This is a genomic window from Anaeromyxobacter sp. Fw109-5, from assembly GCF_000017505.1.
Lineage (GTDB): Bacteria > Myxococcota > Myxococcia > Myxococcales > Anaeromyxobacteraceae > Anaeromyxobacter.
Window position 1 is genome coordinate 3014122 of the sequence record NC_009675.1, and the last position, 20307, is coordinate 3034428.

Annotated in this window: 17 protein-coding genes; 4 read left to right on the forward strand and 13 right to left on the reverse strand. The window is 73.6% G+C overall.

The annotated features are described in order from the left end of the window. The first annotated feature begins 73 nt into the window (after nucleotides 1-73). The 3 genes from ANAE109_RS13330 to ANAE109_RS13340 are packed head-to-tail and all read left to right on the forward strand — an operon-like array spanning nucleotide 74 to nucleotide 3514. Nucleotides 74-766 carry a succinate dehydrogenase cytochrome b subunit gene (locus tag ANAE109_RS13330; protein WP_012097400.1) on the forward strand — a complete coding sequence of 231 codons (693 nt, stop codon included), beginning with the start codon at nucleotides 74-76 and terminating at the stop codon, nucleotides 764-766. Nucleotides 767-773: 7 nt separating this feature from the next. Beyond that, nucleotides 774-2687 carry a fumarate reductase/succinate dehydrogenase flavoprotein subunit gene (locus tag ANAE109_RS13335; RefSeq protein ID WP_012097402.1) on the forward strand — a complete coding sequence of 638 codons (1914 nt, stop codon included), beginning with the start codon at nucleotides 774-776 and terminating at the stop codon, nucleotides 2685-2687. Further along, on the forward strand, nucleotides 2684-3514 hold the full coding sequence (locus ANAE109_RS13340; protein WP_012097403.1) for a succinate dehydrogenase/fumarate reductase iron-sulfur subunit: 831 nt from the start codon (nucleotides 2684-2686) through the stop codon (nucleotides 3512-3514). Before ANAE109_RS13335 ends, ANAE109_RS13340 begins: the two co-directional genes overlap by 4 nt. A gap of 113 nt (nucleotides 3515-3627) precedes the next feature. Here the strand turns inward: ANAE109_RS13340 and ANAE109_RS23455 are convergent, their stop codons facing one another. Next, nucleotides 3628-4416: a DUF4262 domain-containing protein gene (locus tag ANAE109_RS23455; RefSeq protein ID WP_012097404.1), complete on the reverse strand. Its 789-nt coding sequence runs from the start codon at nucleotides 4414-4416 to the stop codon at nucleotides 3628-3630. Between the two features lie 185 nt (nucleotides 4417-4601). Between ANAE109_RS23455 and ANAE109_RS13350 the strand changes: the two genes are divergently transcribed. After that, entirely contained in the window at nucleotides 4602-6092 is a 1491-nt protein-coding gene (locus tag ANAE109_RS13350) for a lipopolysaccharide biosynthesis protein (protein ID WP_304411958.1), read from the forward strand. 37 nt (nucleotides 6093-6129) lie between these two features. Here ANAE109_RS13350 and ANAE109_RS13355 read toward each other — a convergent pair whose 3' ends face one another. The 12 genes from ANAE109_RS13355 to ANAE109_RS13410 form a co-directional block, all read right to left on the reverse strand. Beyond that, nucleotides 6130-7293: a glycosyltransferase gene (locus ANAE109_RS13355; protein WP_012097406.1), complete on the reverse strand. Its 1164-nt coding sequence runs from the start codon at nucleotides 7291-7293 to the stop codon at nucleotides 6130-6132. After that, the gene (locus ANAE109_RS13360) at nucleotides 7278-8576 is read right to left on the reverse strand and encodes an O-antigen ligase (protein ID WP_012097407.1); all 1299 of its coding nucleotides are present in this window, start codon (nucleotides 8574-8576) and stop codon (nucleotides 7278-7280) included. The genes ANAE109_RS13355 and ANAE109_RS13360 overlap by 16 nt, the downstream gene beginning before the upstream one ends. A 128-nt stretch (nucleotides 8577-8704) precedes the next feature. Continuing rightward, the gene (locus ANAE109_RS13365) at nucleotides 8705-9931 is read right to left on the reverse strand and encodes a polysaccharide deacetylase family protein (RefSeq protein WP_012097408.1); all 1227 of its coding nucleotides are present in this window, start codon (nucleotides 9929-9931) and stop codon (nucleotides 8705-8707) included. A gap of 79 nt (nucleotides 9932-10010) precedes the next feature. Further along, the gene (locus ANAE109_RS13370; RefSeq protein ID WP_012097409.1) at nucleotides 10011-11216 is read right to left on the reverse strand and encodes a GNAT family N-acetyltransferase; all 1206 of its coding nucleotides are present in this window, start codon (nucleotides 11214-11216) and stop codon (nucleotides 10011-10013) included. Then, nucleotides 11213-12382: a DegT/DnrJ/EryC1/StrS family aminotransferase gene (locus tag ANAE109_RS13375; RefSeq protein ID WP_012097410.1), complete on the reverse strand. Its 1170-nt coding sequence runs from the start codon at nucleotides 12380-12382 to the stop codon at nucleotides 11213-11215. Before ANAE109_RS13375 ends, ANAE109_RS13370 begins: the two co-directional genes overlap by 4 nt. Before the next feature lie 8 nt (nucleotides 12383-12390). Next, the gene (locus ANAE109_RS13380; protein ID WP_012097411.1) at nucleotides 12391-13527 is read right to left on the reverse strand and encodes a GNAT family N-acetyltransferase; all 1137 of its coding nucleotides are present in this window, start codon (nucleotides 13525-13527) and stop codon (nucleotides 12391-12393) included. Nucleotides 13528-13544: 17 nt separating this feature from the next. Then, entirely contained in the window at nucleotides 13545-14564 is a 1020-nt protein-coding gene (gene yvcK, locus ANAE109_RS13385; RefSeq protein ID WP_012097412.1) for a gluconeogenesis factor YvcK family protein, read from the reverse strand. A gap of 2 nt (nucleotides 14565-14566) precedes the next feature. Continuing rightward, nucleotides 14567-15964 (reverse strand): exopolysaccharide biosynthesis polyprenyl glycosylphosphotransferase, encoded by a 1398-nt coding sequence (locus ANAE109_RS13390; RefSeq protein ID WP_012097413.1) that lies wholly within the window; start codon nucleotides 15962-15964, stop codon nucleotides 14567-14569. Between the two features lie 146 nt (nucleotides 15965-16110). Beyond that, complete coding sequence (locus ANAE109_RS13395) at nucleotides 16111-16845, reverse strand: CpsD/CapB family tyrosine-protein kinase (protein WP_012097414.1); 735 nt, start codon at nucleotides 16843-16845, stop codon at nucleotides 16111-16113. Between the two features lie 33 nt (nucleotides 16846-16878). Continuing rightward, nucleotides 16879-18246, reverse strand: a complete 1368-nt coding sequence (locus ANAE109_RS13400; protein ID WP_012097415.1) for a Wzz/FepE/Etk N-terminal domain-containing protein — start codon at nucleotides 18244-18246, stop codon at nucleotides 16879-16881. 10 nt (nucleotides 18247-18256) lie between these two features. Continuing rightward, entirely contained in the window at nucleotides 18257-19462 is a 1206-nt protein-coding gene (locus ANAE109_RS13405) for a hypothetical protein (protein ID WP_041448333.1), read from the reverse strand. Between the two features lie 43 nt (nucleotides 19463-19505). Then, nucleotides 19506-20087 carry a polysaccharide biosynthesis/export family protein gene (locus ANAE109_RS13410; protein WP_012097417.1) on the reverse strand — a complete coding sequence of 194 codons (582 nt, stop codon included), beginning with the start codon at nucleotides 20085-20087 and terminating at the stop codon, nucleotides 19506-19508. Nucleotides 20088-20307: the final 220 nt, after the last annotated feature.

The following is a 20307-nucleotide window of genomic DNA, read 5'->3' on the forward strand; positions in this document are numbered from 1 at the left end:
GGACCGGTCTGGCCCGCAAAGAGCCCCTCCCGGGACTGGCGTACCCGCGCGTGGTCTGGCACCGTGTCGCCTCATGTCGACCTCGGTGAGTCCTGTGTCCGTGCCCCGCGCTTCGCGCCTGGGCGCGCTTTGGAGCAGCGCCGTCGGCAAGAAGGCGCTCATGGCCGTGACGGGGATCGTGCTGTTCTTGTTCGTCCTCGTTCACATGATCGGCAACCTGCAGGTGTTCCAGGGTGCCGAGAAGATCAACCACTATGCGGAGTTGCTCCGCATCTCGATGCCGTTCCTCTGGTTCACGAGGATCGTGCTGCTCGTCGCGGTGTTCGTGCACGCGCTCGCGGGCATCGAGCTCTGGATGGACCGCCAGCGCGCGCGGCCCGTGGGCTACCAGGACTACCGTCCGGTGGTGTCGTCCACGGCGTCGCGCACGATGATCTGGAGCGGCCTGCTCATCCTCGGCTTCGTGGTCTACCACCTGCTCGATCTCACGATCGGGGTGGTGAACCCGAGGTTCGAGCACGGGCAGGTGTACGCCAACATCGTCGCGAGCCTCTCGCGCGGCCTCGGCTTCGCCATCTACGTCGTCGCGATGATCGGGCTCGGCTTCCACCTGTGGCACGGGCTCTACTCCATGTTCCAGTCCCTCGGCCTCTCGAACCGCGGTATCTCGCCGACGATCCAGAAGTTCGCGATCGGCCTGGCCGTGCTCCTGACGCTCGGGTTCTCCGCCGTTCCGCTGGCCGTCATCGTCGGCCTCGTGGGGTAACCAACACATGCCGCTCGACGCCAAGATCCCTTCCGGCCCCATCGAGAAGAAGTGGGAGAAGGCCAAGTTCGACCTGAAGCTCGTCAACCCCGCCAACAAGCGGAAGTACCGCGTCATCGTCGTCGGCACCGGCCTCGCCGGCGGTGCGGCCGCGGCGACGCTGGGTGAGCTCGGGTACGAGGTCCTGAACTTCTGCTTCCAGGACACGCCCCGCCGCGCGCACTCCATCGCGGCCCAGGGCGGTATCAACGCCGCCAAGAACTACCAGGGCGACGGCGACTCGGTGTTCCGCCTGTTCTACGACACCATCAAGGGCGGCGACTTCCGCGCCCGCGAGGCGAACGTCTACCGCCTCGCCGAGCTGTCGGTGAACATCATCGACCAGTGCGTCGCGCAGGGCGTCCCCTTCGCCCGCGAGTACGGCGGCGCGCTCGCGAACCGCTCGTTCGGCGGCGCGCTCGTCTCCCGCACCTTCTACGCGCGCGGCCAGACGGGTCAGCAGCTCCTGCTCGGCGCCTACCAGGCCCTGCAGCGGCAGGTGGCGGCCGGCACCGTGAAGCAGTTCGTCCGCACCGAGATGCTGGAGCTCATCGTCGTGGAGGGGCGCGCCCGCGGCATCGTGGTCCGCGACCTCGTCACGGGGAAGATCTCCTCCTACGTCGCCGACGCGGTGGTGCTCGCGACCGGCGGCTACGGCAACGTCTTCTACCTGTCGACGAACGCCAAGGGCTCCAACGCGACGGCGATCTGGCGTGCCCACCGCAAGGGCGCGTTCTTCGCGAACCCCTGCTACACCCAGATCCACCCGACCTGCATCCCGAAGTCGGGCGACTACCAGTCGAAGCTCACGCTGATGAGCGAGTCGCTCCGCAACGACGGGCGCGTGTGGGTGCCCAAGGCGCGCGGCGACAAGCGGTCGCCGGACCAGATCCCCGAGTCGGAGCGCGACTACTACCTCGAGCGGATCTACCCGACCTACGGCAACCTCGCGCCTCGCGACATCTCCTCCCGCCAGGCGAAGAACGCCTGCGACGACGGGCGCGGCGTGGGCCCGGGGGGTCTCGGCGTCTACCTGGACTTCCGCGACGCCTTCAAGCGGCTCGGCCGGAAGGTCATGGACGAGCGCTACGGGAACCTGTTCGAGATGTACGAGCGGATCACCGGTGAGGATCCGCACGACGTCCCGATGCGCATCTACCCCGCCGTCCACTACACGATGGGCGGCCTCTGGGTGGACTACAACCTCATGTCCAACCTCCCCGGCCTGTTCGTCGGCGGCGAGGCGAACTTCTCCGACCACGGCGCGAACCGCCTGGGCGCCAGCGCGCTCATGCAGGGGCTCGCGGACGGCTACTTCGTCCTGCCCACCACCGTCGGCGACTACCTCGCCCGCGGCGGCTTCGCCAAGATCGACACGTCGCACCCGGCCGTGAAGGACGCCGAGCGCGAGGTGAACGAGCGCACGAAGAAGCTCATGTCGATCGGCGGGACGAAGAGCGCCGACCAGCTCCACCGCGAGCTCGGCAACCTCCTGTGGAACGACTGCGGCATGGCGCGCTCGAAGGAGAGCCTCACGCACGCGCTCTCCCTCATCCCCGAGCTCCGCGAGAAGTTCTACCGGGAGCTTCGCGTCACGGGCTCGGGCACGGAGCTGAACCAGCAGCTCGAGCAGGCCGGCCGCGTGGCCGACTTCTTCGAGCTCGCCGAGCTCATGTGCTTCGACGCGCTCCAGCGCAACGAGTCCTGCGGCGGTCACTTCCGCGTCGAGTACCAGACGCCGGACGGTGAGGCGCAGCGCAACGACGCGGAGTACACGTACGCGGCGGCCTGGGAGTTCAAGGGCGTCGGCGAGACGCCGGTCCTGAACAAGGAGCCGCTCGTGTTCGAGAACATCCACCTCGCCCAGCGGAGCTACAAGTGAGGATCTCCCTCGACATCTGGCGTCAGAAGAACCCCCGCGACCCCGGCCGCTTCGAGCGGCACGAGCTGCCGGAGGTCAACGAGCACATGTCCTTCCTCGAGATGCTGGACGTGCTGAACCAGCGCCTCGTCTCGGAGGGCAAGGAGCCTGTGGCGTTCGACTCCGACTGCCGCGAAGGCATCTGCGGCATGTGCGGCTTCCTCATCAACGGCGAGGCGCACGGGCCGCTCCGCAACGCGACCGTGTGCCAGACGCACATGCGCCACTTCAAGGACGGCGACGTCCTCCGGCTGGAGCCGTGGCGCGCGGCGGCCTTCCCGGTGCTGCGCGACCTCATCGTCGACCGCACCGCCCTCGACCGCATCATCGCGGCGGGCGGCTACACCTCCACCCGCACCGGCAGCGCCGCCGAGGCGAACCAGATCCTCGTCCCGAAGCAGGACGCGGATCGCGCGATGGAGGCGGCCGCCTGCATCGGCTGCGGCGCCTGCGTGGCCTCCTGCCCGAACGCGGCGGCGGCCCTCTTCACCGGGGCGAAGATCGCGCATCTCGGCCACCTCCCCCAGGGGCAGCCGGAGCGCCTCGCGCGCGCGATCTCGATGACGAACCAGGCGCGCGCCGAGGGCTTCGGTCACTGCACGACCATCGGCGAGTGCGAGGCCGTCTGCCCGGCCGGGATCAAGCTCGAGGTGATCTCGCGCATGAACAAGGACGTCCTCAAGGCGACGCTCGGCGGACGCGCCGCCGAGGTGCAGCCGCTCGCGGCGCTGCCGCAGTCCGCCGCGATGCGCTTCTTCGAGTCGGAGCCGCAGAAGAAGGAGCCGTAGCCCGAAGCTGCACCGCCGGCGCTCGCCGGCGTCCCCGCCCCGCCCGCGCCGCGTTCCAGCGGCACGCGCGGGGCGGTGGCGTTTCGGGACGCCGCCGGCCAGGCGCGAAGCGGCTAGGCCGGCTCGAGCTCGGACAGGATGGGCTCGGCCTCCCGGAGCGCGGGGGAGAACCAGCGCTCCCACGGGAACCGCCCCTCCGCGTCCGGCCACACCGCCTGCAGCGCCGGGAAGCGGGGACCGCCGTGGTACCACCCGGCGTATCCGAGGTAGGCGAGGTAATGACGGCGGGCGACCACGCGGAACGTGACCGGTCGATCCGCCAGGATCCCGTCCGCGACGCCACCGTCCTCGAAGCGCTCTCCCGCGCGCACGCGCGCGCCCAGCCGGTCGAGCGCCGCCTCGCGGATCTCCGGTCCGAAGCCGAAGAGGACGACCTCGGGGTGATCGAACGAGCGAAAGAGGCCGATCGTGAACGCATGGCTGCGACCGGTCTCGACCGCCTGGACCACGTGCCAGCCGACCTCGGCGACGTCGGCGAGCACACGCAGGTCGCGCGCGTCGAGCGGCTCGCCGCGGCGCGGCGCGAAGCGCGGATCGAGGGAAGGCCAGCGGCGCGACGGCCGCCCCGGAAGGGGCAAGGTGCCCTCCTTCACGTGCCAGCGCCCACCGACCGAGGCGCGGGCGAGCACCGTTCCACGCGGGTGAAGGGCGATCTCGACGGTGGACGGGTCCCTCCCGACGACCTCCTCGAGCGACGAAAGCCGCTCGTCCTCGACGTCGTGCGGAGCGCGTTCGCAGCGGAATAGCCACTCCGGCGCTCCCTCGCGGGCGCGCGCGGCGTACAGGATCGGCGCCTCGCCCTCGGCGACGTGGCTGCACACGGCGGCGGGATCGCTCGACATCGGGGTGAGCAGACCACGTCAGCACCCGGTTGTCACGGGACGTCACGGACGGTGTCCGGGATCCGCCCGCCTGCCCAGCAGGGTGAGCGGAGGGGAACCGGTTGCCAGCGCTCCCCCGGATCCCGACCGTCTCTGAGGATATGGCGGGCGGCGACGGAACCTCGGGCGCGAGCGAGACGTCCCTCATGAGCCAGGCGAGCCCGCTGATCGCGGCGCGCCTGTTCACCGCCGTCCTGACGCTCTCGATCCCGCTCGTCCTCGCCCGGGTCCTCCCGCTCTCCGAGTACGGCACCTACAAGCAGCTGTTCCTCATCGCGCTGACGCTCTCGTCGATCCTGCCCTTCGGCGTCGGCCAGAGCCTCTACTACTTCATCCCCCGCGCGGCGCATCCCCGGGTCTACTTCGGTCAGACGCTGCTCTTCCTGCTCGTGGCCGGCGCGGTGGCGGCGGTCGGCCTGCACGCGGCGATGCCGCGGGTCGCCGCAGCGTTCGACAACCCCGAGCTCCTGGACCACCGGCTCCTCCTCGCCCTCTACGCGGGGCTCACGGTGGCGGCCTCTCCGCTCGAGCTCTCGATGACGAGCCGCGGTCAGACCCGCCGCTCCGCGATCACCTACCTGGTCTGGGACAGCGCGCGGGCCGCCGCCTTCGTCGTCCCCGCCGCGACGGGACGCGGCCTGGGCGCCATGATGGCGACCCTCACCGCCTTCGCGGCGCTTCGCCTGGTGGCCACCTGGGTCACGATGCTGGGCGGGACCCGCGGTCCCGTGTTCGACCGCCGCCTCTTCGCGGGGCAGCTGGCGTACGCGCTGCCGTTCGGGCTCGCGATGCTGGTCGCCATCCCCCAGCAGTACGCGCACCAGTACGTGGTGGCGAGCTCGGTCGCCCCCGCGCTCTTCGCCATCTACGCGGCCGGCTGCTTCGACCCGCCGTTCGTCGACCTCCTCTACACCCCCACCGGCGAGGTGCTCATGGTCCGCCTCGGCGCCCTCGAGAAGCAGGGGCGAGCCGGGCAGAGCGTGGCGGCGTTCCGCGAGGCCGCGGGGCACCTCGCTCGCTACCTCCTGCCGTGGATCGTGCTGCTGTGGGCGCTCGCGCCCGAGTTCATCCTCGCCATCTTCGGCGAGCGGTTCGCCGCCTCGGCGACCATCTTCCGCGTCTGGCTGCTCGCCATTCCCCTGGGCATCTTCCCCATCGACGCCGCCCTGCGCGCCCGCAACGAGACCCGCCACCTGCTCCGGGCTTACGTCGTGAAGGCGGTCGCGACCGTGCCCCTCGTCTGGGTCGGAGTGACCCGCTACGGCATCGTGGGGGGCGCCGCCTCGTACGTCGCCGCCGAGCTCGTCGGCAAGATCGTGCTCGCGGCGCGGCTGCCCCGCGCGCTGGCGGACGAGGGGGTCTGCCCCTCGCTCCAGGCGCTCGTCCCGTGGGCCGAGATCTCGCGCGCGGCGATCGGGGGGGTCCTCGCGTCGATCGCCGCGGTCGCGATCCTGCGCGCCGCCCCGGCGCTGGAGGGGCCCGGCTCGGCGGCGACCGCGCTCTACCGATTCCTTCCTCTCGGCGTCGCAGGCGCCGCCGCCGCGGCGGTCTACCTCGCCGTGCTCTGGATGACCGGGGTGCGTCCGGCGGCCGTGCTCGCCGTGTTTCGCTCGCGCCGTCCCGCCGGCGCGCCGTGAGGGAGCGCGGCGAGGCCGCTCGACCGCGGCCGGGGGCTCAGCGGGCGCCGGCCTCGCGAGAGGGCGCCCCGTACACGAGCCGCGGGACGTCGAGCCCGGTGAGGTCCTCGTAGAGCGCGTCGTAGCTCGCGCGCATCTGCTCGAGCGAGAACTCGCGCTCGACGATCGCCCTGCCCCGCGCGCCCAGTCGGGCGCGCAGGGGGGCGTCGTCGAGCAGCTCCAGGATGCGCCGCGCGAGGGCCGCGGGCGCGCCGGGAGGGACGAGGAAGCCGTCCTCGCCCTCGCGCACGATCTCCGGCGAGCCGCCCACGGCGGTGGCGACGACCGGCAGGCGCGCGGCCATCGCCTCCAGGATGGCGTTCGAGATCCCCTCCGCGTGGCTCGCCGACACCGCGAGCCTCGCGCGCGCCAGGATGGCCGGGACGTCGCGGCGGTGGCCCAGGAAGTGGCAGTGCTCGGCGATCCCGAGCTGGCGGGCGCATCGCTCGAGGAGCGGGCGCCGCGCGCCGTCCCCGACGAGCACCAGGCGCGCCTCGGGACGGTCGCGGACCACCTCCCGCATGGCGTGCAGGAGGTCGGTCTGGCCCTTCACGGGATGGTGCATGTTCGCCACGCACACCACCGCGCCGGGCTCGGGGACCGGACCGTCGGGGCTCCGCCGCGCGGCGCGGTCGAGCTCGTGCAGGTCGACGCCGTTGCGCACCACCGTGATCCGGTCCGGCTCCACGCCGTCGCGGATGGCGTGCTCGCGGATGCAGAGGGCGTTCACCAGCACGCGCTGGGCCTGCCGCGAAGCGAGCGCGAGGAGCAGCCTGCGACGCCTGGTGAGCTGGTGCCCCAGATCGACGCGGGTGACGATCACCGGCACGCGGGCGACCCGGCCCACCATCGCGCCGAGCAGGTTCGTGTAGAGGTCCTGCGCGTGGACGATCCGGATGTCCTCCTGCTGCGCGAACCGCACGAGGCGCGCGACCTGGAGGACGGTGTTCGGCCGGAGCATGGCCCTGCCGATGTCGAACACGAAGGGTCGCACGCCGGCGGCGGCGAGGTCGTCGAGGTGCTCGCCGTCGTCGTGGAGCGTCGCCACGACCGGCTCGAAGCGCGTCCGGTCCATCGTCCGGACGTTCAGGACCGTCTGGCGCTCCTGCCCGCCGAGCTGGAAGCGATCCTGGAAGACCAGGACCTTCAGCGGGCGGCCCACGGCGGCAGCTCCCTGCCCAGCGCCGCACGCGCGCGCGAGAGCCGGATCGTCACGAGCGCGCACGCAAACAGGAAGTAGAGGAACCAGGACAGCGAGTAGCCGTTCGCCATCTCGATGAGGAGGTAGCCGGCGAGCGCGCCGAAGATGGCGCGTGCCTCGGTCCCGACCAGGGGATCGGAGCCCGCGCGCCAGAGCTTCGGCAGCAGCCACGCCGCGAACCCGCAGAAGAGCGCGAAGGCGACGACGCCGAGCTCACCCACGATCTCGAGCAGGAGGTTGTGGGCGATGTAGCGGCGCCCGCCGGCCTCGAGGGGTGCGTAACGTCCCCACGCCTGGATGAAGGCGGCGGCGCCGACCCCGGTGAAGGGTCGCTCCTCCATGATGACGCCCAGCACCTTCCAGGCGTTCTCTCGCCCCGCGACCGACACGTCCGTCTCGTACGACGCGATGGTGGCCTGGCGTTGCCAGAACGTGGCCGGCGCGAAGGCGACGATCCCCAGCGCGATGACCGCCGCCGCGGCGACCTTCCTGGGCGGCGTGAGGGTCCGGCCCCGGAAGAGGAACAGGGCGAGCGCCAGCCCCGCGGCCACGAAGCCCGAGCGCGAGTGCGTGAGCACGATGGCGCCGAGCTGCGCGGCCAGGGTCAGCGCGAACACCAGCCGCGCCCAGCGCCGCCGCGCGGTGACCGCGCCGTAGAGCGCGAACGGCATCACCGCGATGAGCGCCATGGCCAGCCGGTTGGGGTCGGCGTACGCGCCGCGCCAGTGCGTGCGGAACCCGTCGATGAGCGCGTCGTCGTTCCGCCAGACGTCGATCGCGCCGAGCGCGGGCCCGAGCGCCGCGAGCGTGCCGACGAGCATGAAGCGCCGCAGCCGCCGGGGGCCGTCGACCGCGTTCTGCACGACCACGAACACGATCGCCATCTTGGCGGCCTCGATCGTGGCGACGCGCGTGTCCGGCACGGAGATCGTCCACGCGAACGACAGCGGGATGAACGAGAGGTAGAGGAGGATCGGGATCGCGGCCCGGCCGCCCACGCGGATGCGCTCGCCCGAGGTGAGCCGGTGCATGACCAGGGCGAGCGCGCCCACGCCCATCGCCACGAAGGCGAGGCGGAACTTCTCGAACGAGGGCCACCAGAACTGGGGGTTCGAGTACAGCATCACGACGAACGCGAGCGTGGCGCCGTGCAGGAGCAGGTGCCACCGCCGGCTCGCGCGCTCGATCCACTCCTGCCTGTCGTGGAGCGCCGAGTCGAGCGTCGCTGCGTCTGCATGAACCATGTCCACCTCTGTGGCCTAGAAGGTGCGCGCACCCCGGGCCGCCCGGCCACCGTCCGTTCGGGGTCCGCTCGGCGGCCGGCCGGGCAGGCGTGCGCACGCGCAGCGCGCCCCGCCTCGGGCGGAGCGCCTCAGGAAGCCGCCCGCTCCCGGGCCGAGCCCTTCTGGCCCGGCGCGGCCGAGCCCCTCGGCCCGGGAGCGGACGAAGGCTTGGGTTCGTCCTCGACGGCGCTCGGGAGCGCGTCGGGCCGCTCGCCAGAGACGGGGTGCGCCAGCCCGAGGGCGTGGAACACGCTGTCCAGGTTGCAGATGGCGAGCGCGGCGCTGTACGAGACCGGGCCGAGCGTCGAGTTCTCCCACAGCACCTTGCGCGACATCGCGAAGGGATCCCCGCCGCGGGCGTTCTCGCGGTCCTCGGTGGTGAGCCCCGTCTCGAAGCCCGCCTCGGCCACCGCGCGCCGCACCGCCGGAGTGTAGTAGCCGTTCGGGTAGGCGAAGTGGCGCGGCGGCCCGAGGCGCTCGGCGATCATCTCGTGACAGCCGGCGATCTCGCGGCGCGCCTCGGGCAGCGGGAGGTTCGAGAGGACGGCGTGGTTCACCGTGTGACCCCCGACGTCCATCCCCGCCGCGCGCAGCTCCGCGAGCTCGTCCCACGTCATGGCGCGCGTGTCGTCCGGGAGATCCTGCTCCGCGAGCCCGGTCCGCGCCTCGAGCGCGTCCGCGATGGCGGTGAGCCGGTCGTGCGGGAGGCGCGCGATGAGGCGGTCGAGCGTCGCCGCGGGCCCCGCCTCCGTGCACGCCGTGAGGAGCGCCTGCAGCGCCCCGGGCAACCCGGCGCGCTCGATCGGGATGCCGCGCCGGCTCAGCTCCGTGAGCGAGGCGAACAGCCGATCGTGCGGGAAGCGCCGCCTCGTGCCGATGTAACCCGTCGCGACGAAGAAGGTGGCCGGCACCTTGAGGGCCGCGAGGACCGGCATGGCCACGTGGTGGTTGTCCCCGTAGCCGTCGTCGAACGTGACGACGAACGCGTCGCGGCGGCGCGTGCCGGGCGGCTCGGCGAGGATCCGCCGCGCGTCCGCCAGCGACACGATCTCGCGGCTCCGCGCCAGCTCCTCGATCTGCCGCTGCATCGTCTGCGCGGAGACGAACATCGACGCGATCGACTCCCGCGTGCTCGCCTCGAAGTCGAGCGTGGCGCGGTGATAGGAGAGGACGACCACGCGGGTCCCACCCGCCCGCCGTCGCTGGAACGACCGCACCGCCCGGTGCACGCCGGCGACGAGGAACGTCCCCGCCGCCGCGGCCTTGACCGCGCGCCTCAGGATCCACTTGGGGCTGTTGTCCGCACGCTCCGGCATCTTCCGCCTCGCTCCCGCTCCCTCAACCGCTCGGGCCCCGCCGTCTCGCGCCCGGGCCCCGCCAGCGCAGCATCGCCAGTCAGCCGCCCCGGGCCCCCGCGAGCCCGCTCGCCTCCAGCGAGCGGCGCGCCCGGCGGAGGGCTCCCCACACCAGCTCCGGCGCCACGGATCTCGCGAACCCCCGCGCGGCGCGGAAGGCGTCCTGCGCCGCCACCGCCGTGCCCGCCCGCACCGACGGCGCCTGGAGCCGGGCGCTGCACGTCTCGCGGCGATCCCACGCCCAGTCCATCTTGTACGCCTCGGTGCCGCGCAAGAAGTCGTAGTCGGTGAGCCCGCGCGCGTAGGCGTCCTCGACGGTCCGCCCGACCAGCACGACCCCCGGGCTGCGCGCCGACCACGCCGGGTCGTAGCCGGACTGGTAGTAGAAGAAGCGGCGGCCCACCTCGAGGCCGTAGACCGCCGCGATGGCGTCCCGCCCCACGAACAGCCGATACAGGCGCAGCCAGCCGCGCTCCGCGAGCAGCGGCGCGAGCTCGCGGTGGAAGTCCTCGACGGGGCCGGGCGGGATCCCGGAGGAGCCTCCCTCGACCTGCCAGCGCAGGCGGTGGAGCCGCAGGAAGTCGTCCATCGCCGCGGCCGCCTCCTCCTGGCTCGTGGTCACCTCGACGCGGAAGCCCGGCTGTCGCTCCAGCCATCGGACGCGACGGCCGTAGGTCTCGCGCCGGCGGATCCGCGCGAGGTGCTCCTCGAACGTGCCCCGCACGACGAACCCCGGGCAGACGAAGCCGCGCTCCACCTGCGTACGCACGCCCGTCGGCGCCATCGCCTCGCGCAGCGCCGAGAGGGTCGGCGAGCCGCAGGGGAGGTCCTCGAGGTCGAGCACGTCCCACCGCGTCACGCCCGCGGCCAGCGCGCGCGCGACGGCGCTGCGAGCCGCCGCCGCCAGGTCGGGGCGGGCGAGCACGTCGAGGCCGTCCGCGCCGGTGAGGCCGTTCCCGAGGAGGCTCCAGCGCCGCTCGCCGAGGAGTCCGTGGCGCCCCGACAGCACGAGCAGGCCGGCCAGGCGCGCGGCGGGATCGCGCGCCTCGAGGATCCAGATCGGCCGGCGCGCCGCGAAGCAGCGGTGGAAGGTGTGGAGCCACTCCCACGAGAGGAACGGCGACGGCGCCTGCGCCGCGTCGAACAGCGCGCGCCACTCCTCCTTCAGCGCGCCGAGCCGGGCCGCGTCCCGGTGCTCGAGCACCGTGAGGCCGCCCGCGGGGCGGGCCTGGTCCGCGGGGTTCACTCGAGGGCCTCCTTCACGCACCGGGCGAGGTACGCCATGTCGTCGGGCTGCAGGTCCTGGTGGACGGGCAGCTCCAGCACGCGGCGCCGGAGCGCTTGCACGTCCGGGAAGGAATCGTCCGGACAGAGCGGGTGCCCGGTGCGCCAGAAGTCGACCGTCTCGATGCCGCGGGCCGCGAGGCGCGCGGCCACCGCCGCCTTGTCGTCGCAGAGGAGCGGGTAGAAGAGCGGGCTCGCGCCGGCGGGCAGCTCCGGGAAGACCGGCGAGACGCGCTCGCGCAGGCGGCCGAGGAGCAGGAAGTAGTTGCGGCGTCGCGCGGCGACGATCGCCTCCCCGTCGAGGCGCCGCGCGATGAGCTCGGACACCGCGCTCATCCCGAGGTCGACCGTCGCCGGATCGAAGGTCATGGTGCCGGTGGACACCGGCCGGACGCCGGTCGCGCCGCGCACCAGCGCGTAGGCGCGCCGCGCCGCGCCCCGCAGCGCCTCGCCCGCCTCGCCGAGCCGGAAGGCGGCGTTCTGGAGGAGCGAGCCGGTCGCGTGGGACAGCGTGGACACGAGCGGCGCGGCCTCGGGGGCCGGCACGTCGCCGTGCAGCGCGGGGTCGTTCACCACCAGCGCGCCGCCGTTCGGCACGGGCAGCGTCTTGTAGAAGCAGAAGATCCCGAGCGTGCCCACCGAGCCGAGCGGCCGCGTCCCTTCGGCGGCGAGGAGCGACAGCGCGCAGTCCTCCATCACCGGCAGCCCGTGGCGCCGCGCGACCGCCATGACGTCGTCCATGGGCTGCGCGAACCCCGCGTAGTGGATGACGTACAGCGCCCGCGTGCGGGGACCGATCTTGGCCTCGAGATCCTCGAGGTCGAGGCGCATGCGCGCGTCCACCCGCACGAAGCGCGGGAGCGCTCCGGCCGCGACGAGCGCCCCCACCTCCACGCCGTGGTGGTAGGCCGGGACCAGCACCTCGTTGGCCGGCAGCCCCAGCAGCTTCGCGCCGTGGTAGACGGCGTTCCGCGCGAGGTAGTAGCGCGTCAGGCGCTTCGCGCCGAACGGGAAGGCGGGCGGCCGGGAGGCGGCCAGGGGAGAGAGCATCCCGGGCCAGAGCGTGGGCAGCGCCGGGATGTAGCGCCGCCGGGACTCGCGCGCGGTGGGCCAGGTCCGGACCGCCATCGCTCGACTCATCTCCACCACGAGAGCGCCTCCTTCACGGCCGGCCGGACCCGGTGCTTCAACGTGTGCATGGCCCTCCCGGCGAAGGAGGGCCGGTACACGTAGAGCCAGTCATGGGGCGCGTGTGCCGGGGCCCAGTCGCGCTTCCACTCCATGTCCGGCCCGAGGAAGTCGAAGCGTGCGAGGCCGCGCGCCTCGCACTCGGCGAGCACCTCTCGCTGGAGGAGCTGCCCGGGCGAGACCTGTCCCAGCCGCTCGTCGTACGCGGTCTTCGGGAGGTAGTAGACGCCGCGGTGGACCATCCCGAGGTGCACCGCGACGGCGCGGCCGTCGAGGGTGAGCGCGCGGAGGGCGAGGCCGCCGCGCGCCGCGGCGTCACGGGCGATGCGTGCGTAGAACCGGACCAGGGCCGGATCGCCGGCGATCGCCGTGCCGCCCTCCCCCTTCCAGCCGCTGGCCTCGAGCGACAGGAACTCCGCCACCGCGACGTCGAGCCCCTCCGCGTCGTCCACGCGCTTCAGGGCCACCGCCCCCATCTCCCCGAGCCGCTTCGCGCGCCGGCGCAGGTTCGCGCGGAACTTGGAGCTGACGCGCTGCTCGGCGCCGCCTCCCGCGAGCTCGACGTACGGGGTGCGCAGCGACTCCCAGCGACCGGTGAGGTGGCGATCGGCGCGGGCGGCGGTCTCGAGCAGCACCGAGGTCGGCCCCTCGCGCGGGAGGTCGCGCAGCACGAGCACGTCCCACCGCAGCTCGTCGCGCAGGTACTCCCAGAGCGCTGCGACCGCGCCGGGAGGGTCGTCCCCGAGCGCCCACTCCACCCGGCAGGAGTGATCGTTGGCGGGCGCGACGAGCCGCGTCACGCCTCGCTCCCGCTCCACCAGGAACGCGGCCATCCCGGCTGCGCGGCCGCCGCGACCGCGCGCCACGAGGACCCGGAGCGGCGCGTCGGGGGCGAACGCGTCGAGCCAGGCCGCGAGCCACTCGTGCCTCGAGAAGGGTACGTCCACCGGCCCGCGCGCGAGCAGCGCGTTCCACTCCTCCCGGAGCGCGTCGAACGCCGCACGCCCCCGCAGCTCCTCGACCTCGTAGCGGGCGCCCGCCCGCTCGGGAGCGGCGACGAGGACGGTCTCGGCGGTCTCGATCAAGGTGTCTCCTCGAAGCGTCAGCGGACACGCGCGATCGCGAGGAGCGCGCGCGCCAGCTTGCGGGGGTCGTGGCGGCCCGGCGCTCCCCCCGCGATGAGATCGGCCACCATCGGCACCGCCCCGGCGGCGTCGATTGCCTCCCGGTCCACTCGCACCGGCTCGGCGCCTTCCGCCGCGTAGGCCGCCACCGCCTCCGCCGGGAGCGGCGGCCGCTGCGCGAGCGCGACGTCCACCACGTCCCCGAGGTGGCGCTGGACCGCGCGCACGTGGTCGGCGGCGTCGAGCCCGTCTGACTCCCCCGCCTGCGTGAAGAGGTTCACGACCAGCACGCGGGTCGCGGAGGTGGAGCGCAGCGCCTCGGGGATCCCCGGCACGAGGAGCCCCGCGAGGACGCTCGAGTACAGGCTCCCCGGCCCGAGCACGACCAGGTCCGCCTCGCCGATCGCCTCGATGGCCGACTCCGGCGCCACGCCCGCGCCGGCGAGCCGCAGCGTCGCGACCCGCCCGTGCGCCGCGGCGATGGCCGTCTCGCCCCGCACCACGCGGCCGTCGTCGAGCTCCGCCACGAGCTCCACCGGGGCGGCGGTCGCGGGGACCACCCGCCCGCGCACGCCGAGCATCCCGGCCGCGGCGTCGACGGCGCGGCCGAAGTCCCCGAGCCGCTGCGCGAGCGCCGTGAGCACGAGGTTGCCGATGGTGTGCCCGCCGAGCGCGCCGTCACCCGGGAAGCGGTGCTGGAACACGGCGGCGAGCGGGCTCGTCCCTCCGGCGAGCGCCACGAGGCAGTTGCGGACGTCGCCGGGCGCAGGGACGCCGTAGCGGCGACGGAGCTCGCCCGAGCTCCCGCCGTCGTCCGCGGTCGTGACGACGGCGGTGACGATCAGCTGCTCGCCCTCCTCGTCCGCGTCGGCGCCTTCGGTGGCGAGCCCCTCGAGCACGCAGGGCAGGCCGGTCCCGCCGCCCACGGCGGCGATCCGGAGCGGCCGCTCGGGCTCCGCGCGGAGCGGCGGCGCGACGGGCTGCTCGAGGACCCTCATGATCACTTCGCCCCCTTCCCGAGGAGCACCACCTTCGCGGTCGCGAGGAGGCAGACGAGGTCGAGGAACAGGGAGGCGTTCTTGATGTAGTAGAGGTCGTACTCGAGCTTGCGAGCCTGCTCCTCCATCGTGGAGCCGTAGCCGTACTTGAGCTGGGCCCACCCGGTCAGCCCCGGCTTGACGAGCTCACGTAGCGTGAAGAGGGGGTAGCGCGCCTTCAGCTCCGAGAGGAACACGGGCCGCTCCGGCCGCGGGCCGACGAGGCTCATGTCGCCGCGCAGGACGTTCCAGAGCTGCGGGAGCTCGTCGAGCCGGGCGCGCCGAAGGAAGCGGCCCACGGACAGCACCCGCGGATCCTCCTCGGTCGCCCACACCGCCCCCATCTTCTCGGCGTCGCGCCGCATGGTCCGGAACTTCCACATCCGGTAGGTCCGGCCGCTGCGCCCCGTGCGTTCCTGCGAGTAGAAGATCGGCCGGCCGTCGGACAGCCAGATGGCGAGCGCGGTCCCGAGCATGAGGGGCGCCGCCGCGACGAGCATGAGCAGGGACAGGGCGAGGTCCAGCACGCGCTTCGAGGTGCGCGTCCCGCGCGACACGCGGAACCCGTCGTCGAAGATGAGGGAGCTGGGCCGGACCAGGGAGAGCGGGATGCGCTGCAGCGTCGCCTCCGCGAAGCCCACGTCGTCCACCACGCGCCTGCCGCGGGTGCGGAGGGTGAGCAGGTCGTCGATGGGCAACCCCTCGCGCCGGTCCTCCATCGCGACGACGACGATCTGGGCGCGCTCTCGCCGCGCCACCTCGTACAGCGCGCCCGGGAGGATCGCCTGCGGCGAGACCGCCGGGGGCGCCACCGACCGGTCGGGCTTCACGAAGCCCACCGCGCGGTAGAGCCCGTCGGCCTCGCGCTCCATCGCGCGGGCGAGGTCGCGCGCCCTCGCGCCGGTCCCGAGGAACACGACGCGGGTCGGCGATCCCACCACGGCCGGCATCAGCACCCGCGCGGCGATGACGCCGAAGGCGCCGCCCGCGGCCGCGAGGACGAGCGAGCGGTGCAGCATCCAACCGGGGAGGAACAGGTCGAGGGCGACGTCGGCGAGGGCGATCGCGATCGCCGCGACGCCGATGGCGCGCAGCAGCCGTCTCCCGTCGGCGCGGTCCCGCACGGCCGCGTGCAGGTCGTACAGGTCGCCGAGGTAGAGCGCGCCGGCGAAGAAGACCGAGGCGAGCGCGGCGCGGAGCACCGCCGGGTACACCGGCGGTCCGCCCACCGCGCTCGTCGCCTGGGCGGCCACCGGGCCGAGCGAGGCGCCCGCGAGCAGCGCGAGCACGAGCACCGTCTCCTCGGCGAAGAAGTACGCCGCCTTCCGCGGCGAGAACCAGTGGTTGAAGACCCGGACCAAGCCCCCTCCCCTCCCACCCGACCACCAGCGCCGCCGGACACACGGCGCGCCGTCCCGCCCACCGCCGCTCGGGGCCGCGCCACGCCGCGGCGCCCCCTCCCCGTCCTCCCCCGCCGCCCCTGGCGGCGGAGGAGCGTCTCTCCCCGCTACCCGGCGCGCCGGTTCGCGATGGCCGGCGCGGCCTCCCGGGCGCCGCCGTACAGCCAGCGGCCGTGCGCCACCGTCTCCGGATCCACGTCGTTCAGCACCACCCCGGCGGCGAGATCGCCGAGCGACTCGAGCGCGAGCCGCACGACCTGCCGCGGCGTCGCGCCGGCGCGGACCACGAGCACCGCCGCGTCGGCCGCGCCCGCGAGCCGCTCGCCGTCGGCGAAGGCCAGCGCCGGCGGCGCGTCGAGGACGACGAGGTCGTACGCCGCGCGGAGCTGCTCCACGAGGGCCGCGGTGCGCGGGTGGCGGATCGCCGCCGATGCGTCGCGCACCTCGCCGGCGCACAGCACCGACAGCTGCCCGACCCGCACGACGGCCTGGGACAGCTCCGCGGAGCCGTCGAGCACCTCGGCGACGCCGGCGCGCGGCGCGAGCCCGAACAGGCTCGCGAGCGACGGCCGGCGGAGATCGGCGTCCACCAGCACCACCGTGCGGCCCTCCTGCGCCGCGGTGAGCGCCAGGTTCGCGGCGCTGGTGGTGCGCCCCTCGCCGCGGCTCGCGCTCGTGACGGCGATGACGCGCATGGGGCGCCGGGCCGCGAGCCGCGCGAGGCGCTGGTACAGCACGCGGTACTGCTCCGCCGCGGGGGAGTCCGGCGCGGCCAGCGCGACGAGGCCCTTCTCGGGCGCGGCCGCGGGGTGAGTTGCCTGAAGGGTCTCGGCAGGGATCATGTTTCCGTTCCTCCGATCGAGTACGCGCACGTTCTAGGAAGCCCGCCGACGGTCGATGCGCGGGATGGCGGCGAGCACCGGCACGCCCAGCGTCGCGGCGTCCTCCGGCCCTCGCATCGAGGCGTCCAGCCACTCCGCGAGCGCCGCCGCCCCGAGCCCCAGGGCGATGGCGGCGAGCACCGCGATCCACAGGAGCTTCGGCCGATCCGGCGAGGAGGGCAGCCGCGGCGCGATCGGCGTCTCCACCATGCGGAACATCGTGGGCTGGTCCGCCGCGAGGAGCTGCTCGGCGGCCGCGGAGTCGGCGCGGCGCGAGATCGTCGCGGCGTACTTGGCGCGCAGCACCTCGTAGTCCCGCGACAGGTTCGCGAGCTCCTGCCCGAAGCGCGGCGCCGCGTCGATGCGCTTCTGGTAGCCGGCCATCTCCTTGCGCAGCGACGCGATCTGCGCCTCGTGGCCGCGCACCTCCTCGTCGAGGCGGGCGAGGTGACCCTGCACCCGCTCGCTCCGGAACTTGTCGAAGGCGCCCTCGCGCTGCGAACGCGACTCCTCCAGCTCGCGCCGGGCGCGCTTCACGTCGGGGTGATCCGCCCCGTAGGCCGCCTCGGCGGCGTTGAGCCGGCGCTGCGCGTCGGCGAGGGTGGACTCGGCGAGCCCTGGACCGCTCAGGCTCTCGGGGATGGAGGAGAGCACCTCCAGCCGGCGGCGCTGCGCGTCGGCGATCGCGCCGAGCCGCATCTCGATCTGGCTCTGCGCGCGCCCGATGGCGCGGGCGTTGTCCTCGAGCAGCTCGGGCAGCTCGGCGGTGTGCTCCACCTTGAAGGCGAGGAGCCGCTGCTCGTGCGCCGCGAGCTCCTTGCCCATCTGCTCCACCTGGCCGTCGAGCGTCTCGCGCAGGGCCCGCGCCTGCCCCTCCAGCACCTGGCGGGTGAGCTCGCCGTAGTACTTCGGCAGGAGCTCCGCCGCGCGCGCGACCTTCTCGGCATCACGGCCGTGCACCTCCACCACGAAGAGCAGCGCAGGAGCGCCGGAGGGGACCTCCCCCTCGAGCCGCACCTCGACGTTGCGCCTCATCTTCTCGAGCGCCTTGTCCATGTCGTCGCGCAGGTCGGGGTAGAAGTCGGTCTCGCGGATCACCCGCTCGAGCACCGGGCGCGCGAGGATGCCGTGCTTGATGGTGCGCATCCGGTCCTCGAACGGAGTCCCGTTCTGGGCGGGGAAGAAGTCGAGTCCCAGCCGCCGCGGCTCGATCTGGACGACCGAGGTCGCGGAGTACTCGGACGGCACGCCGAGCGCGAGGGCCACGCCGACGACGAGCACCGCGCCCGCGACGACGAGCGCGAGAAGCCGGCGACGCCGCAGCGCCGCGAGGAGATCCTGCAACGTGTAGGTCCGTTCCATTCGTCCTTCCTCACCGTTCCGGCAGAGCCCAGCCCAGCCGGAGGCCGAACGTCGTCCGCGGCTGCGCGAACGGGTCGTCCTCCCCCGTGTCGACCGAGAGAGACTCGATCCGCGCGAAATGTGCCGCTCCGAACGCGATGCGCACCCCTCCCCCGACGAGGAGTGCCGCCTCGCCGGCGACCAGATAGCCCGTCACCGCGTCTTCACCCTTCCAGTACAGACCGCTCCCCGCGCCCTCCCCGCCCGGAGTCCGCCCGGAGCGCCAGATGCCGCTGTCTCCCCGGAGCTCGAACCGCCGCGCGAACCTGCGCGCCAGCCCCAGCTCCGTCCAGTCGTTGAGGCCGGGGCGTGCGGTGTTCCCGAGGCCGAGGCCGTGGGCGAGCACCGCGCGCATCTCCCAGCCCCGGCTCGCGCCGAACAGCTCGATCCCGCCCTCGGGCACCACGGCGCCATCGCCGGACTTGAACCAGAGCGCGGGTCCCGCCCAGGCGTTCGCGTAGTAGTGCCGCGTGAGCTGGTACCGCGCCCGCGCGCGAAGCCCGTGCGCGTTGGCCCACTCGGTCCTGTCCCCCGTCACGTCGTCGACGAGGAACTCCTGGAACAACGACGCGACGTAGGCGCCACCGATCGAGAGTCGGCGGTCCGAGCGGTACAGCGTCTCGACCCCGGCCTGGTGCATCGCGCCGCCCGTGCGATCCTGGGGGAAGCGCACCATCTCCTCGGCGACCGTCCCCGCGACCTCGAGGTGCTCGGTGAGGCGGTACTCCGCCCGGCCTCTGCCACGCAGCGTGAACACCTCCTCGAGGCCGTCCACGTCCTCGGGGAAGATCCCCATCTGCGCGAGTCCGGCCGGGTCATAGGCGTACGCGCCCCGGAGCGTTCCGCGCAGCGTGAGGCGCCTGGTCGCTCGGGCGTCCAGCGAGACGGAGCCCCGGTGGTTCCAGCTCCCGTTCGGCTGGAGCCGGTCGTACCTGACGAAGTCCGCGCCGTAGACGGTGCGGAGATCCCACGTGTGGTCGCGCAACCGCAGCCCGACCTCCGGAGACACCCGCCCCGTGCGATCGCTGCTCCCATAGTACAGCGCGTTCGAGTCGTAGCCGCCCTCGAGGGTGAGGCGGGCGATGGGCTCCACCACCGTGCTCGCCGCCGCCGACGCGGACGCGCAGAGGACCGCGACGCAGAGCGCCGCCTTCCCGGTGCGCCCCCGCGTGCCCACCGCCCACCTCCTCCTGTGCGCTCGCATGGCCGGCTCCGTCCCGCTACGGCACGTAGAGGACGTCGCCTGCCTTGAGCCAGAGCGCACCCTCCGCCTCCCCCTTCACGAGCTCGTCGAACGAGAGCTTCACCCGCTCGGTCTTCCCGTCCTGCTTCTGGCGCAGCCAGTTCACGTCGCCCTTGGCGAACTCGGTCCGCCCTCCGGCCAGCGCGATCGCCTGCACCACGCTCATCGGGCCTCGCAGCGGGAACCCGCCGGGGCGAGTCACCTCGCCGAGCACGTAGACGCGCGTCCCGTTGATCTCGCGGACCAGCACCGCGACCGAGGCGTCCTGGATGTACGGCCCGAGCGCCTTGGTGAGGCCCTGCTGAAGCTCCGCGGGCGTCTTCCCCGCCGCCTCCATCTCTCCCGCGAGCGGGAGGGAGATCTTCCCGTCCGGGCGGACCGGCACGACCCGGGTGAGCTCGGGCTCGCGCCACACGACGACCTCGAGCACGTCCTCGCGCCCGATGCGGTACTCGCCGACGTCGGGTCGGGGATCAGGCCGCTCGGAAGGACCCGACGAGGCGCACGCCGCTGCGGCGAGGAGCACGCCAGCCATCACTGCCCTCTTCGTGAAGACCATCCAGTTCCTCCAGGGACACGCGTCCCGAAGCGACTACCTCGCATCGAGCACACCGCGTGCCACGCCGCGTCGTGCACCCCGAGCGAAGGTCGGCGCGCACCGCGCCGCTCCGTCGGCGCACGTGCTCCGCGCGATCCGGCGTGCGCCCACCACCGCGCCACGCGAGCGAGCGGCTGCCGCCGAGAGCGGGCCGCGGTTCGCCGCTGAGGAACAATTTTCC

Coding starts and splice junctions, on each gene's coding strand:
- ANAE109_RS13330 (WP_012097400.1), top strand. CDS start 74: ATGTCGACCTCGGTGAGTCCTGTGTCCGTGCCCCGCGCTTCGCGCCTG.
- ANAE109_RS13335 (WP_012097402.1), top strand. CDS start 774: ATGCCGCTCGACGCCAAGATCCCTTCCGGCCCCATCGAGAAGAAGTGG.
- ANAE109_RS23455 (WP_012097404.1), bottom strand. CDS start 4,416: ATGTCGAGCGATCCCGCCGCCGTGTGCAGCCACGTCGCCGAGGGCGAG.
- ANAE109_RS13350 (WP_304411958.1), top strand. CDS start 4,602: ATGAGCCAGGCGAGCCCGCTGATCGCGGCGCGCCTGTTCACCGCCGTC.
- ANAE109_RS13360 (WP_012097407.1), bottom strand. CDS start 8,576: ATGGTTCATGCAGACGCAGCGACGCTCGACTCGGCGCTCCACGACAGG.
- ANAE109_RS13365 (WP_012097408.1), bottom strand. CDS start 9,931: ATGCCGGAGCGTGCGGACAACAGCCCCAAGTGGATCCTGAGGCGCGCG.
- ANAE109_RS13375 (WP_012097410.1), bottom strand. CDS start 12,382: ATGGCGGTCCGGACCTGGCCCACCGCGCGCGAGTCCCGGCGGCGCTAC.
- yvcK (WP_012097412.1), bottom strand. CDS start 14,564: ATGAGGGTCCTCGAGCAGCCCGTCGCGCCGCCGCTCCGCGCGGAGCCC.
- ANAE109_RS13395 (WP_012097414.1), bottom strand. CDS start 16,845: ATGATCCCTGCCGAGACCCTTCAGGCAACTCACCCCGCGGCCGCGCCC.
- ANAE109_RS13400 (WP_012097415.1), bottom strand. CDS start 18,246: ATGGAACGGACCTACACGTTGCAGGATCTCCTCGCGGCGCTGCGGCGT.
- ANAE109_RS13410 (WP_012097417.1), bottom strand. CDS start 20,087: ATGGTCTTCACGAAGAGGGCAGTGATGGCTGGCGTGCTCCTCGCCGCA.